Annotated in this window: 14 protein-coding genes; 10 read left to right on the top strand and 4 right to left on the bottom strand. The window is 55.0% G+C overall.

Features of this window, described 5'->3' with window-relative positions; all coding sequences use genetic code 11:
• Positions 1–62: 62 nt before the first annotated feature.
• From sdaB to queF, 4 genes are all read right to left on the bottom strand, one after another.
• Positions 63–1,430, bottom strand: coding sequence for an L-serine ammonia-lyase II (gene sdaB / locus ACR42C_RS18225; protein ID WP_080330114.1), 1,368 nt, complete (start codon positions 1,428–1,430; stop codon positions 63–65).
• A 65-nt stretch (positions 1,431–1,495) separates the two neighbouring features.
• Positions 1,496–2,791 carry an HAAAP family serine/threonine permease gene (locus tag ACR42C_RS18220; RefSeq protein WP_028014268.1) on the bottom strand — a complete coding sequence of 432 codons (1,296 nt, stop codon included), beginning with the start codon at positions 2,789–2,791 and terminating at the stop codon, positions 1,496–1,498.
• A 515-nt stretch (positions 2,792–3,306) separates the two neighbouring features.
• The gene (ppnN, locus tag ACR42C_RS18215) at positions 3,307–4,671 is read right to left on the bottom strand and encodes a nucleotide 5'-monophosphate nucleosidase PpnN (RefSeq protein WP_023309027.1); all 1,365 of its coding nucleotides are present in this window, start codon (positions 4,669–4,671) and stop codon (positions 3,307–3,309) included.
• A 114-nt stretch (positions 4,672–4,785) separates the two neighbouring features.
• Positions 4,786–5,628 (bottom strand): NADPH-dependent 7-cyano-7-deazaguanine reductase QueF, encoded by an 843-nt coding sequence (gene queF, locus ACR42C_RS18210; protein ID WP_116343495.1) that lies wholly within the window; start codon positions 5,626–5,628, stop codon positions 4,786–4,788.
• 69 nt (positions 5,629–5,697) lie between these two features.
• On the opposite strand from queF, the gene syd reads away from it, so the two are divergent.
• From syd to ACR42C_RS18160, 10 genes are all read left to right on the top strand, one after another.
• Positions 5,698–6,243: a SecY-interacting protein gene (gene syd, locus ACR42C_RS18205; protein ID WP_316380116.1), complete on the top strand. Its 546-nt coding sequence runs from the start codon at positions 5,698–5,700 to the stop codon at positions 6,241–6,243.
• A gap of 760 nt (positions 6,244–7,003) precedes the next feature.
• The gene (locus ACR42C_RS18200; protein WP_316380117.1) at positions 7,004–7,495 is read left to right on the top strand and encodes an Hcp family type VI secretion system effector; all 492 of its coding nucleotides are present in this window, start codon (positions 7,004–7,006) and stop codon (positions 7,493–7,495) included.
• Positions 7,496–7,582: 87 nt separating this feature from the next.
• A complete protein-coding gene (locus ACR42C_RS18195) occupies positions 7,583–8,056 on the top strand; it encodes a putative adhesin (protein ID WP_233003233.1) in 474 nt (157 codons plus the stop codon).
• A gap of 83 nt (positions 8,057–8,139) precedes the next feature.
• Positions 8,140–8,469 carry a YqcC family protein gene (locus ACR42C_RS18190; protein WP_233003234.1) on the top strand — a complete coding sequence of 110 codons (330 nt, stop codon included), beginning with the start codon at positions 8,140–8,142 and terminating at the stop codon, positions 8,467–8,469.
• On the top strand, positions 8,466–9,242 hold the full coding sequence (truC, locus tag ACR42C_RS18185; RefSeq protein ID WP_479984412.1) for a tRNA pseudouridine(65) synthase TruC: 777 nt from the start codon (positions 8,466–8,468) through the stop codon (positions 9,240–9,242). The genes ACR42C_RS18190 and truC overlap by 4 nt, the downstream gene beginning before the upstream one ends.
• Before the next feature lie 24 nt (positions 9,243–9,266).
• Entirely contained in the window at positions 9,267–9,716 is a 450-nt protein-coding gene (locus ACR42C_RS18180; protein ID WP_163330075.1) for a flavodoxin, read from the top strand.
• A gap of 292 nt (positions 9,717–10,008) precedes the next feature.
• Positions 10,009–11,364 (top strand): galactarate/glucarate/glycerate transporter GudP, encoded by a 1,356-nt coding sequence (gene gudP / locus ACR42C_RS18175; protein ID WP_116343490.1) that lies wholly within the window; start codon positions 10,009–10,011, stop codon positions 11,362–11,364.
• Entirely contained in the window at positions 11,364–12,704 is a 1,341-nt protein-coding gene (locus tag ACR42C_RS18170) for an enolase C-terminal domain-like protein (RefSeq protein ID WP_320720713.1), read from the top strand. Before gudP ends, ACR42C_RS18170 begins: the two co-directional genes overlap by 1 nt.
• Positions 12,705–12,719: 15 nt before the next feature.
• Positions 12,720–14,057 (top strand): glucarate dehydratase, encoded by a 1,338-nt coding sequence (gene gudD, locus ACR42C_RS18165; protein ID WP_316380119.1) that lies wholly within the window; start codon positions 12,720–12,722, stop codon positions 14,055–14,057.
• 77 nt (positions 14,058–14,134) lie between these two features.
• A complete protein-coding gene (locus tag ACR42C_RS18160; protein WP_316380120.1) occupies positions 14,135–15,274 on the top strand; it encodes a glycerate kinase in 1,140 nt (379 codons plus the stop codon).
• Positions 15,275–15,301 lie beyond the last annotated feature (27 nt).

Genomic DNA, 15,301 nt, shown 5'->3' with positions numbered 1-15,301 from the left:
TGAAACGAATAGCGTGAGGAAAAACAGGAAGAAGCCTCGCAAAACGAGGCTTCCGGAGAGGCTTAATCGCAGGTCACGATCTTCATCGCCAGGCCGCCGCGAGAGGTTTCGCGGTATTTGGCGTTCATATCTTTACCGGTTTCGTACATGGTTTCGATAACTTTATCGAGACATACGCGCGGTTCGCTGGTGCGGCGCAGCGCCATACGCGCCGCGTTCACCGCCTTGACGGAGGCGATCGCGTTTCGCTCGATGCACGGAACCTGTACCTGTCCGGCAACCGGGTCACAGGTCAGCCCAAGGTTATGTTCCATGCCGATTTCCGCAGCGATGCACACCTGCGCCGGGCTTGCGCCCAACAGCTCCGCCAGACCTGCCGCCGCCATGGAGCACGCCACGCCGACTTCACCCTGACAGCCTACTTCCGCACCGGAAATGGAGGCGTTCATTTTATACAGCGAACCAATCGCGCTGGCGACCAGCAGGTAGCGCGCCAGGGAGTTGGCGTTCACTTCACGGATAAACTTGTCGTAGTACGCCAGCACGGCCGGAACGATACCGCAGGCACCGTTGGTTGGCGCAGTGACCACGCGGCCCCCTGCGGCGTTCTCTTCGTTCACTGCCAGCGCGAACATGTTGATCCAGTCGACGACGGCCATCGGGTCCGTTGTCGTTTTGTCGGTGCTCACCAGCATACGGCGCAGCGCCGCCGCACGACGCGGTACGCGAAGCTTGCCCGGCAGCACGCCTTCGGTGGTGATCCCGCGCTCAATGCCGCCGCGCATCACTTCCCAGACGCTAGCGAAGTGCTGTTCCAGCTCTTCTTTGCTGTGAAGGGCCAGCTCGTTTTTCATCATCAGACCGGAGAGGGAAAGACCCGTCTCCTGGCAGTGGCGCTGGAGGTCCGCCGCGGTTTTGTACGGATACGGCACCTCAACAGAAGAGGTACTGGTTTGACCAAAGTGGTCTTCGTCGACGATAAAGCCACCGCCGATGGAGTAATACGTCTGGCTGTAAACCGCTTTGTCGCCAGCCAGCGCGGTAATGCGCATGCCGTTTTCGTGCAGCGACAGGTTGTCCGCATGGAAATTCATGCAGTGGTCAACCGGGAATTCAACCTCATGCTCACCGTTTGCCAGCAGCAAACGACCGTGGGTGTTCACGTCCTGGATGAAGCCAGGGATCGCGTCAATATCAACGGTATCCGGCAGATTTCCCGCCAGGCCCATGATAATGGCGATATCGGTATGGTGGCCTTTCCCGGTCAGGGAAAGCGAGCCGTACACATCGACAACCACGCGGGTGATGTCGTGCAGAATGCCGCGTGCAATCAAGTCATCCGTGAACTGCTTACCGGCTTTCATTGGTCCGACGGTGTGAGAGCTGGAAGGACCAATACCGATTTTGAAAATATCGAATACGCTAATCATGATGCGTCCATTGCTTTCAGTCAGAGGGGGAGGAGTGCGCCGCCCGAAGGCGGCGCGGGCGTTCATCAGAACATGGTGTACAGGGAGTAGAAGATCGCAGAGATAGCGATAAGGCCCATGATAACCACAAACACGTTGCTGACCTGGCCGCTGTACTTGCGCATGGCAGGCACTTTCTGAATTGCGTACATCGGCATCAGGAACAGAATCATCGCGATAACCGGGCCACCCAGGGTTTCAATCATGCCCAGGATGCTTGGGTTCAGCGTTGCTACCGCCCAGGTGGTGAGCAGCATGAACAGTGCAGTGATTTTGTTCAGCTTGTTGATTTCAATGCTCTTGCCTTTACCGCGCAGAGATTTAATCACCATACCGTTGAAGCCTTCACGTGCGCCCAGGTAGTGGCCCAGGAAGGATTTGGTGATGGCGATCATCGCGATGATCGGTGCCATCCACGCAATCAGCGGTGCGTTAAAGTGGTTCGCCAGGTAAGACAGAATAGAGATGTTCTGCTCTTTCGCTGCCGCCAGGTCCGCCGGGGAGAGGCTCAGTACGCAGCTGAAGACGAAGAACATCACGGTCAGCACCATCATCACGTGAGCGCGGGCCAGAATGCTGGAGCACTTCTTCTCTGCACCATTACCGTACTCTTCGCGTTTCGCCACGGCGAAAGAGGAGATGATTGGGGAGTGGTTGAAGGAGAAGACCATTACCGGGATCGCCAGCCACAGGGTCATCAGCAGGCCGTTACCGGTCGCAGACGCGCTGCTCAGGGACAGGGTTTCCAGCGCTGCACCGTTCCACTGTGGGATCAGGTAGCAGGCCAGCAGCATCAGCGCAGCCACAAACGGGAAGACCAGCACGCTCATGGCCTTAACAATCATCTGCTCGCCGAAGCGCACGATGGTCATCATGCCCACGATCAGGATCAGAGACAGAATGGCACGCGGTGGCGGCGTCATGTGCAGCTGGTGCGTCATGAAGCTTTCAACGGTGTTGGTGATTGCCACGCTGTAAACCAGCAGGATTGGGTAAATCGCGAAGAAGTAGAGCAGGGTAATCAGTTTACCTGCGCCAACGCCAAAGTGTTCTTCAACCACTTCGGTGATGTCTTCGCCCGGGTTTTTACCGGACAGCACGAAGCGGGTCAGACCGCGGTGTGCGAAGTAGGTCATCGGGAAGGCGATGATGGCCATAATGATCAGCGGAATCAGACCGCCGACGCCTGCGTTGATAGGAAGGAACAGTACACCAGCGCCGATTGCCGTGCCGTAAAGGCCAAGCATCCACATGGTATCCGTTTTGCGCCAACCACTTCGGGATTCAATCGAAGCAACGGTGCTGGTTTGAGTGGTTTCCATCTGTATCTCCTGGAGGAAGCAAATTGTCAGGTTTTTAGTCAAATCCGATGAAAAAGTGCCTGACGGTAATATGAAATTCGTTCAGTGACGGTTTTTTAATAATTTTCGCCCGTAACTATTGGCGGGCGGAAAGATACATTCTCGTTATGAATCTATCAGTGATCGCGATCCCAAATGCAATAATCCACTTATGATGTGGGCATCTTTAGACCATTTATCTGTTAAAAAAACATCAAAGAGAATTTACGCGCGCGAAGGCTACCACCAACGACATGTAAGCTAAAAGAGCGGCCCGCTAGATAGGTGTCTTTCGCTGTAAAGAAATGTCTTTATAGGATTTTCTGGCAAGTAATTTGGATTAAGGCTGATAAATTACGGTTGTTAAATGGAGGTAATCGTTTGCGTTCACCGTAAGTTTGTTAAATCTATACGTGAAACCTATGAATTGATTCGGTAATAAAAAAAGCCGGGACCCGCTACAGGGTGCCCCGGCTTTACGAAGAAGACGCTGAGCGTTACGTGCAGATTTCGTAGCACGGAATGTAGGCTGAACCCGGCAACTTCATACGGTGTTGAGCCACAAAGCCCTGCAGCATGTCATCCATACGGCGCATCATCTCCGGGTCGCCGTGGATCTTGTACGGACCATACTGCTCAATCGCGCGGATGCCCATCTCCTTCACGTTCCCCGCCACAATCCCGGAGAAGGCGCGACGCAGGTCGGCGGCCAGCACTTCCACCGGCTGGTCCGGATAGAGTTTCAGGTTCGCCATATTTTCATGGGTAGGCTCGAACGGGATCTGAAGGTCTGGTGCAATACGGATTGACCAGTTAAAGCTGTACGCATCACCGGTATCACGACGATTCTCTTTCACCAGCGGCATCGCTTTTTTCATCTGACGCGCCACTTCCGCCGCGTCATCAATGATGATGCGATAGTGGCGACGCGCGGCTTCGCCCAGCGTATGCACGATAAACTCGTCCAGCACGCGGAAGTAGTCGGCGCTCTCTTTTGGCCCGGTCAGGATCAGCGGCAGAACCTGATCTTTGTTGGCCGGGTTCATCAGAATCCCCAGCAGATAGAGCAGCTCTTCCGCCGTTCCCACGCCGCCCGGGAAGATGATAATCCCGTGAGCGATACGGACAAACGCCTCAAGGCGCTTCTCGATATCCGGCATGATAATCAGCTCATTGACCAGCGGGTTCGGCGGCTCGGCGGCAATGATTGACGGCTCAGTCATGCCGATAAACCGTCCTTCTTTGTAACGCTGCTGCGCATGACCCACCGCTGCACCTTTCATTGGTGCTTCCATCGCACCCGGACCACAGCCGGTACAGATATTCAGCTCGCGCAGGCCAAGCTGCGTTCCGACCCGGCGGGCATAGAGATATTCGGTTTCGTTAATCGAGTGGCCGCCCCAGCAGACGACCATGTTCGGTGCTTCGCCAACGTGCAGGGCGCGGGCGTTGCGCAGAATAGAGAACACCAGGTTGGTGATATGGACCGAGCTTTCCAGGTCGAGATGCTGGAAGCGGCCTGCATTGTGGATCTGCCCGTTAACAAACAGGATATCGCGCAGCACCGCAAACAGGTTAGCCTGAAGGGAACGAATGATACGCCCGTCGACAAAGGCCTCTTCCGGCGGGTTGATGACTTCAAGCTTCACGCCGCGCTCGCGGCGCAGCACGTTAATATCAAAGCTTTCGAAGCGGGACAGCAGTTCTTTACTGTTATCTGTCAGGCTTCCGGAGTTCAGTACGGCAAGTGAACAGTTACGAAACAGTTGATAAAGATCGCTGCTGGCCGTGCGTTTAAGCATGTCCACTTCCAGCTGCGACAACATATCCATTGAGCCAAGCGGGCTAATATGTGTAATCAAGTGAGCTCCTTATGGGACGATTATCGTCATTCCCTTTGATTACAATAGCCCTGGCGCGTGACGTTTCACAACACTTCGGCGGAATACCGCCCGCATATTGTGAAAATATTTATATTATTGACGTACCAGCCGACCCGTTGCCGGCACAAAATCGGTGTTGGTGCGCCACGGGTTAATGTCCAGCCCGCCACGGCGGGTATAGCGCGCGTAGACGCTCAGCTTTTCCGGCTGGCAGAAACGCTGAATATCGTTAAAAATGCGCTCCACGCACTGCTCGTGGAATTCGTTGTGATTGCGGAACGACACCAGATAGCGCAGCAGCTTTTCCCGGTCAATTTTCGGCCCGCGGTACTGGATCTGCACCGAACCCCAGTCCGGCTGGTGGGTAATCAGGCAGTTAGACTTTAGCAGATGGCTGACCAGCGTCTCTTCAACCACTTTTCCGCTCGCCGCGTTTTCGAGGTAATCTGCGCTGAAATCATAATTCTCCACCTCGATGTCCTGCTCGTCGATGCAGGTCCCGTGGAAGTGGGCAATCGGCTGCCCCTCCAGCTCGTGCAGGCGGTACAGTGACACGCTCACCTTTCCCTGTGCGCAGGCGGTTAAATCGCGTTCCAGCGTCTGCTGAACATCATCCCAGCTGTTAAATTTGGTCTGGTTAAAGCTGTTGAGATAGAGCTTAAAGCTTTTGGATTCCACCAGGTTCTGGCTGGCGTAATCCAGCTCAACGTGGCCGACCGCCACCTGAGGCAGACCGCGCGCGTTAAGCCACGAGAGTTCGTACAGCGTCCAGATATCGCCGCCGACAAACGGCAATGCGTCCGCATGCAGTCCAAGGGGATCGCGGTTCAGGCTGCGCGGCACACCCTGCAGCAGGCCTGCATCGTAGGTATCGCGGTAATCGGTCGATTTACCCAGCGTTAAGCCGGTTAACGCCTGATGATTTTCGTAAGACATGTTTCATAGCCACTTTACAGGTACACTTATGGGCAGAGTTTATCCTGTCTTACAAGAAGAGAGAAATCGGTGGACATCGAAACCGCAAATGCCCTTACTACCTTCACGACCCGCTATTGCGATGCATGGCATGAAAAGCACGGAACATGGCCGCAAAGCGCTGATTTATATGGCGTGCCGTCGCCGTGCATTATCTCTTCGCAGGATGACAACGTTATCTGGCAACCGAAGCCCAATACCGCTGAGCAAAATGTAAATGCGGTTGAACGGGCTATGGACCTTGTGGTACAACCAGCGGTTCATGCATTTTATGCCACGCAGTTTGCAGGGGATATGCCCGCGCGCTTTGGTGATTTGACGCTGACGCTGTTGCAGACCTGGAGCGAAGACGATCTGCAGCGTGTTCAGGAAAACCTGATTGGTCATCTGGTCACGCAAAAACGCCTTAAGCTTTCTCCGACGCTCTTTATTGCCACGCTGGACAGCGAACTGGATGTGATATCCGTCTGCAACCTGTCCGGGGAAGTGATTAAAGAGGCCATCGGTACCCGCAATCGCGAAACTCTCGCCCCCTCTCTTGCGGATTTCCTTACCCAGCTTGAGCCACTTCTGTAATCCATGATGCTACGGCGCGTGTGAGAGATCTCTTACAAGGTTTGTAAGAGATCGCTGGATCGTTCAGTATTGCCTTATTTAATTCAGAATAATATCACTCTGTTTTTCAAAGAATTAGTTGTTCATCGCATCTTTTTTAGGGATTTCTTACGGCTTACAGTGCTGCAAGGGTGGGTTGTAAGACGAAGCGGAATAGCGGATTCTATCTCCGTCGACAGGACGCCGACACGAGAAACGAACATCAGGATGATGGCGTTTCTTACTCAGGACACGTCAGGATGGCGCTGCAGGAAGGCTTCAGGATGAAGTAAAGGGATAACGCAGGACGCGTAAGGGACACCTCCAGGAAGGAGAACGAGAACCGAACAGGATGGTCGGTGGGTCAGGAAGGCCAGGACGTTTCAGGATGAAACAAGCGTGTCAGGAAGATGCGGGCAGGATGCGAAAGGTATAAGGATGACCAGGCCTTCGGGCATCAGGAAAAGTTGTCACGGAAGAGCAGGGAGCACGAATTGTAGCTGGAATGCTGCGAAACGAACCGGGAGCACTGTTTTTACAGTGCTCCCTTTTTTATCACCTGAAGAAATAACCTCCGCTAATTATCTTCATACAAAGTCACTCCTCCGATGATTAAATTTATTCTGAGATCACCGCGCCATTCTTAAATTTTATTGTGCTGCCATTTTTGTCTCTTTATTATCGATTTTGATTTTAAGTCTTATCTATAAACTTCATGCATTATTCTATTCTGGAGAAGAAAATGGCAATTCCTGCTTATTTATGGCTGAAGGATGATGGCGGCGCGGATATAAAAGGGTCAGTCGACGTTGTTAATCGTGAGGGGAGTATTGAAGTATTAAGTTTTTCTCATGGTCTGGATATTCCTGTGAGTGGCAATGATGGTAAAATTACAGGAACACGAATTCATAATGCAATGACGATTGGCAAAGAGTTTGACCGCTCCTCGGCTTATCTCTATAAGGCTGCTGCAACAGGGCAGGCGTTGAAATCTGCTGAGCTTAAGTGGTACAGAATCAACGATGCGGGGATGGAAGAAGAGTACTTCAACATCTTTGTTGAGAATGTCAAAATCGTATCTATTCATCCTTTGATGAACAATTGCAAAGACCCAGCCACTTCACATATTAACCATATGGAATTTATTAGTCTGAGATATGATACGATCACCTGGAAGACTTGTGATGGAAATATAATGTTCACGGATTCATGGAATGACAGGCGAACCGCGTAATAAAATTGGTTTTGAAAGCTTATATACTATCAGCTTAAAAACTCATTCCTGTCAATTTAGGGGGCAAACTTCCCTTAAGGTCATTTTATGCCTGTCTACAAGTATAAAAATGTTATTATTTCAAGTGCCTCTTCTAGCGCCAGACAGGCAGTGTTGATCTGTCATGGCGGCCATACTCCTGCTCGAAACAGACTCATGACGGGATCGGGAGAGGTAATGGTGCCACATGGATTGAATGTTGGCTTTAACACGACTGAAGATAACTTTTCTATTGGGCCAAGGGTACTGCATTTTTTGCAAGGTTATGATTATTCGCCTGTTGAGATCGTGCGCGGAGGTGAAATCATAAAAAATTACTCGCTCAGCTGTGATGAAAAATATGCGGAACTCAATCCTACGTTAGATAAAGATGTGATTACGATATCTGATAAAGGGAAGGCACATATGTCAGATGTCTTTGAGGCGATTCGTATCCACTCTCTCATGTATACTACCCTCTACAGTTTTGCCTGCCGGGTCAACAAGCTGACTTACACCGGGGCAATCCAGGTAAGACGCTAAACTTAATGAACAAACGTTCAGCGAAGCTGGGGACTCCAGTCCCATCCAGCCTTGCTGGACGTCATTATCATTCCTGAGAGATTATGGAACAGAGTAATAAAATACGTCTTCAACTTCACGCCATCGAAGCCCTTTTGCGCCAACATCAGCTGTGGCAGGAGACTGCGCCGCAGCCGGAAGCGTTCGCCAGTACCCAGCCATTCTGCCTGGATACGCTGGCCCCGTTCGAGTGGCTCCAGTGGGTATTAATTCCGAGAATGCACGCGCTGCTGGAAGGCGGCCACCCGCTGCCGCAGGCGTTTGCTGTTTCTCCCTATTATGAAATGGCGCTTGAGGCTACGCACCCTGCTCGGGCTGTCATGCTGGCTGAGCTGGAAAAACTGGACGCCCTGTTTGCCGGTGATGAGGCATGACGCTGGAAATCCTCTATCAGGATGAGTGGCTGGTAGCGGTGAACAAACCATCTGGCTGGCTGGTGCACCGCAGCTGGCTCGATCGCGACGAGAAAGTGGTGGTGATGCAGACCGTGCGCGACCAGATTGGTCAGCATGTTTTTACCGCCCATCGTCTCGACAGGCCCACTTCCGGCGTGCTGCTGATGGGGCTTTCCAGCGAGGCGGGCCGCCTGCTGGCACAGCAGTTCGAGCAGCATCAGATCCAGAAGCGCTACCATGCGATCGTCCGTGGCTGGCTGACCGAATCCGCCACGCTCGACTATCCGCTGGTGGAGGAACTGGACAAAATCGCCGATAAATTTACCCGGGATGACAAAGGTCCGCAGCCCGCAGTGACGGATTATCGCGGCATGGCGATCGCGGAAATGCCGGTGGCAACAAGCAAGTTTCCCACTACACGCTACAGCCTGGTTGAGCTTTTGCCCAAAACCGGACGCAAGCACCAGCTTCGTCGCCACCTTGCGCACCTGCGCCACCCGATAATTGGCGATAGCAAGCACGGCGATCTGCGCCAGAACCGCAGCGCGGCAGAGCATTTTGGCTGTAATCGTTTAATGCTGCACGCCAGCGAGCTTAGCCTGACTCACCCGTTTACCGGCGAACCATTGATCATCCGTGCGGGGCTGGACGACGTCTGGATGCAGGCGCTGTCACAGTTTGGCTGGCGGGGGCAACTCCCCGAAAATGAAAGGGTTGAGTTTGTATCAGGCAACGTTCAGGATGAACGGTAAGCGCAATAATCATGGGAGCAAAGCATGGCTGAGGTAGGCATTTTTGTCGGCACGATGTACGGCAACTCGCTGCTGGTAGCGGAAGAGGCTGAGGCGATTTTGACAAGCCGGGGCCATAAAGCCACGGTCTATGAAGATCCAGAGCTGGCGGACTGGGAAAAGTATAAAGATAAATACATTCTGGTGGTGACCTCCACCACCGGGCAGGGCGATCTGCCGGACAGCATCGTGCCGCTTTTCCAGGGTATTAAAGACCAGCTTGGCTACCAGCCTGACGTTCACTACGGCATCATTGCCCTGGGTGATAGCTCCTACGCCAACTTCTGCGGCGGCGGTAAGCAGTTCGATGCGCTTCTTCAGGAACAGAGCGCTAAGCGCGTCGGCGAGATGCTGCTGATCGATGCCGGTGAGCATCCTGAACCCGAAAGCGAGTCGAACCCGTGGGTTGAACACTGGGCAACGCTCCTTAAATAGTTTCGTAAGCCGGGTAAGGCGTAGCCGCCACCCGGCAATACACTCCACACCAAACGCCAATTCCGTGAACCACCTTCCACTCACCTGGGCTTATGCCATAAACAACCTCTCACATGCCCTTTAATACTGTGTTTTTGCACGGTGAGAGGACGCGTCACTCCTTCATATACTTTTCCGGTCACGATAAAACGGCTTCATGCCGAACTAAAACGACAAAACTAATCTCATTCTGATTACCCTACCGGTGCTGTACAGAATGAACAGGCGAAAGCTATGTTTCAGGAGTGCAACAATGAGTACATTAAGCCACGCAGCGAGCAGCGCTGAAAAGCGCACCAATGCCCGCTACTGGATAGTGGTGATGCTGTTTATCGTCACGTCCTTTAACTATGGTGACCGCGCCACGCTGTCGATTGCCGGCTCGGAAATGGCAAAAGACATCGGCCTTGATCCGGTGGGCATGGGTTACGTTTTCTCTGCATTCTCATGGGCCTACGTCATCGGCCAAATTCCTGGCGGCTGGCTGCTGGACCGCTTTGGCTCTAAACGCGTCTATTTCTGGTCCATTTTTATCTGGTCTGCTTTTACCCTTTTGCAGGGTTTCGTCGATATCTTCAGCGGCTTCGGCATTATCGTGGCGCTCTTTACGCTGCGCTTCCTGGTGGGCCTGGCGGAAGCACCTTCCTTCCCGGGCAACAGCCGCATTGTCGCGGCCTGGTTCCCGGCGCAGGAGAGGGGAACGGCGGTGGCAATTTTTAACTCCGCCCAGTATTTCGCGACGGTGATCTTTGCGCCCATTATGGGCTGGTTGACGCATGAGGTGGGCTGGTCGCACGTCTTCTTCTTCATGGGCGGGCTTGGGATCGTCATCAGCTTTATCTGGCTGAAAGTGATCCACGAACCCAACCAGCATCCTGGCGTGAACAAAAAAGAGCTGGAGTACATTGCCGAGGGCGGGGCGCTGATCAATATGGATCAGAAATCCGAGAAAGCAAAAGTCCCGTTCAGCCAGAAATGGGCGCAGATCAAACAGCTCGTCGGCTCGCGTATGATGATCGGTATCTATCTCGGCCAGTACTGTATCAACGCCTTAACCTACTTCTTTATCACCTGGTTCCCGGTTTACCTGGTGCAGGCGCGCGGTATGTCGATCCTGAAGGCGGGGTTTGTCGCCTCGGTCCCGGCAATCTGCGGCTTCATCGGCGGCGTGCTTGGCGGCGTAATTTCCGACTGGCTGATGCGCCGTACGGGGTCGCTGAATATCGCGCGGAAAACGCCGATCGTGCTCGGCATGCTGCTCTCCATGACCATGGTGTTCTGTAACTACGTCAGCGCCGAGTGGATGATTATCGGCTTTATGGCGATGGCCTTCTTCGGCAAAGGCATTGGCGCGCTGGGTTGGGCGGTGATGGCGGATACTGCGCCAAAAGAGATTAGCGGCCTGAGCGGCGGCCTGTTCAATATGTTCGGCAACGTTTCCGGGATTGTCACGCCAATCGCTATCGGCTACATCGTCGGCACCACGGGGTCTTTCAACGGCGCGCTGATCTACGTCGGCGTGCATGCTCTGGTGGCGGTTCTGAGCTACCTCGTGCTGGTAGGCGATATCAAACGCGTCGAACTTAAACCTGTTGGGGAGCGCGGCTGATGACAACGCAATCGAGCCCAACCGTGAACGAAATGAAGGTCATACCGGTGGCCGGTCAGGACAGCATGCTGCTCAATATTGGCGGCGCGCACAACGCCTGGTTTACCCGGAATATCGTCGTGCTGAAAGACAGCGCAGGGAATACCGGCGTGGGCGAGGCCCCTGGCGGAGAGGTGATTTACCAGACGCTGGTCGATGCCATTCCGCAGGTGGTGGGCCAGGAGGTCGCCCGCCTGAACAAGGTGGTTCAGCGAGTGCATAAGGGTAACCAGTCGGCGGACTTTGATACCTTTGGCAAGGGCGCATGGACGTTCGAGCTGCGCGTCAATGCGGTGGCCGCCCTGGAAGCGGCGCTGCTGGATTTACTCGGTAAAGCCCTTAACGTTCCGGTCTGCGAACTGCTGGGGCCGGGCAAACAGCGTGATGCGGTCACCGTGCTGGGCTATCTGTTCTACGTTGGCGATCGCAATAAAACCGATCTCCCCTATCTGGCCCGCTCACCGGGCGACCACGACTGGTATCAGCTGCGCCACCAGGAAACGCTCTCCAGCGAGGCGGTGGTCCGCCTCGCTGAGGCTGCGCAGGATCGCTACGGTTTTAAGGATTTCAAGCTGAAGGGCGGCGTACTGCCCGGTGAACAGGAGATTGAAACGGCACGGGCGCTGAAAAAACGCTTCCCGGCGGCGCGCATCACCGTTGACCCGAACGGCGCATGGCTGCTGGATGAAGCGATTAGCCTGTGCAAAGGGCTGAGGGAAGTCCTGACCTACGCTGAAGACCCGTGCGGCGCTGAGCAGGGCTTTTCTGGTCGCGAGGTGATGGCTGAGTTTCGTCGTGCCACCGGCCTGCCGGTCGCGACCAATATGATCGCCACCAACTGGCGCGAAATGGGCCATGCGGTAATGCTGAACGCCGTCGACATTCCGCTGGCGGACCCGCACTTCTGGACGCTTTCAGGAGCGGTGCGCGTGGCGCAGCTGTGCGACGACTGGGGTCTGACCTGGGGTTGCCACTCGAACAATCACTTTGATATTTCGCTGGCGATGTTTACCCACGTTGGCGCGGCGGCGCCGGGGAACCCGACAGCCATCGATACCCACTGGATTTGGCAGGAAGGCGAAGCCCGCCTGACGAAAAATCCGCTGGAAATCAAAAACGGTAAAATTGCCGTACCCGATGCGCCCGGACTGGGCGTGGAGCTTGACTGGGATCGGGTCCATAACGCCCACGAGGCGTATAAAAAGCTACCGGGCGGCGCGCGTAACGACGCGGGTCCGATGCAGTATCTTATTCCCGGCTGGACATTTGACCGTAAGCGCCCTGTTTTTGGACGTCACTGATAAAAGGATTACACGATGAGTACTTTTACTACCCCTGTCGTCACTTCCATGCAAATCATTCCGGTCGCGGGTCATGACAGCATGTTGATGAACCTGAGCGGGGCGCATGCGCCGTTTTTTACCCGCAATATTGTCATTATCAAGGACAATGCCGGCCATACCGGCGTGGGTGAAATTCCGGGCGGGGAGAAGATCCGCAAAACGCTGGAAGATGCCATTCCGCTGGTGGTGGGAAAAACGCTGGGTGAGTACAAAAATGTCCTCAACACCGTGCGCAACACCTTTGCCGATCGCGATGCCGGCGGCCGCGGCCTGCAAACCTTCGATTTGCGCACCACTATCCATGTGGTGACCGGCATTGAAGCCGCGATGCTGGATCTGCTGGGCCAGCACCTGGGCGTTAACGTTGCCTCGCTGCTGGGCGAGGGCCAGCAGCGCAGTGAAGTGGAGATGCTCGGCTATCTGTTCTTTGTCGGCGACCGCAAGCTGACGCCGCTGCCGTACCAGAGCCAGCCGGACGAACGATGCGACTGGTACCGTGTACGTCACGAAGAAGCGATGACCCCGGATGCGATAGTGCGCCTTGCGGAAGCCGCGTATGAAAAATATGGTTTTAATGATTTCAAACTGAAAGGCGGCGTGCTGGCCGGGGAAGAGGAGGCGGAAGCCATTACCGCGCTGGCAAAACGTTTCCCGCAGGCGCGCGTGACGCTCGATCCGAACGGTGCGTGGTCGCTTGATGAAGCGATCAACATTGGCAAACAGCTGAAAGGCGTGCTGGCGTATGCGGAAGATCCGTGCGGGGCTGAGCAAGGCTTCTCGGGCCGCGAAGTCATGGCGGAATTCCGTCGCGCCACGGGGCTGCCGACTGCGACCAATATGATCGCCACCGACTGGCGTCAGATGGGGCACACGCTCTCTCTGCAATCGGTGGATATCCCGCTGGCGGACCCGCACTTCTGGACGATGCAGGGCTCGGTTCGCGTAGCGCAGATGTGCCATGAGTTTGGCCTGACCTGGGGTTCACACTCCAACAATCACTTTGACGTGTCGCTGGCGATGTTCACCCACGTTGCTGCCGCCGCGCCGGGCGCCATTACCGCGATCGACACGCACTGGATCTGGCAGGAGGGTAACCAGCGCCTGACCAAAGAGCCGTTTGAGATTAAAGGTGGCATGGTGCAGGTACCGTCAACACCAGGTCTTGGCGTGGAGCTGGATATGGACCAGGTGATGAAGGCTCACGAGCTGTATCAAAAACATGGTCTGGGCGCGCGCGACGACGCGATGGCGATGCAGTACCTGATCCCTGACTGGACATTCGACAATAAACGTCCGTGCATGGTACGATAAACGCATTGGGACCGCTCCCATGAGCGGTTCTCTACGTGGTGTATGCTTAACGTAACGACTATGCGTAAGGATGGCTTATGAAAATTGTTATCGCACCGGACTCGTATAAGGAAAGTTTGAGTGCGCTTGAGGTTGCGACAGCAATCGAGCGCGGTTTTCGCGAGATTTTCCCTGAGGCGGTTTACGTCAAACTGCCAGTCGCTGACGGCGGTGAAGGTACGGTTGAGGCGATGATCGCAGCAACGCAGGGACGCATTGTGCACGTTCCGGTGACCGGTCCGCTGGGCGAGCGAGTGGAAGGGTTTTATGGGATATCCGGTGACGAGCAGAGCGCCTTTATTGAAATGGCGGCGGCAAGCGGTCTGGAGCTGGTTGTACCTTCACTGCGTGACCCTCTGAGAACGACCTCCTGGGGTACGGGTGAACTTATCCGCCACGCGCTGGATGCGGGCGTTAAGCATATCATCATCGGTATCGGCGGCAGCGCCACCAATGACGGCGGCGCCGGGATGGTGCAGGCGCTGGGGGCGAAGCTGCTGGACGACAATGAACAGCCGCTGGGGCAGGGCGGGGGCGAGCTGGGTAGACTCGCGCGTATTGACCTGAGCGGCCTCGACAAGCGTCTGGCGGAGTGCCGGATAGAAGTCGCATGCGATGTGACGAATCCGCTCACCGGGAAGGATGGCGCGTCAGCAGTGTTTGGCCCGCAAAAGGGCGCCACGCCAGAGATGATCGTCACCCTGGACAACGCGCTTGCGCACTATGCGAGAGTCATTGCCCGGGACCTGGATATTGATGTGCTCAACCTTGCCGGTGGCGGCGCGGCGGGTGGCATGGGCGCGGCGCTGTACGCTTTTTGTGGCGCACAGTTGCGCCAGGGCATTGAGATTGTGACCGATGCGCTACACCTGGCCGACCAGGTGGCCGATGCGGATCTGGTGATCACCGGGGAAGGCCGCATCGACAGCCAGACGATCCACGGCAAGGTGCCGGTGGGGGTGGCGAAAGTGGCGAAACGCTTTAATAAGCCCGTTATCGGCATTGCGGGCAGCCTGACGGCGGACGTTGGCGTGGTACACGATCACGGCTTAGACGCGGTGTTTAGCGTGCTCTATACCATCTGCTCGCTGGAGGACGCGCTGGAAAATGCCAGCGCGAATGTACAGATGGCCGCAAGGAATATCGCGGCGGTGCTGAAAGTGGGGCAGGGGATGTAGTTTCCCCCCTCACCCTAACCCTCTCCC

It is taken from the genome of Enterobacter sp. MG-EB028, assembly GCF_056673305.1.
This window is presented reverse-complemented; position numbering and strand designations above follow the sequence as displayed.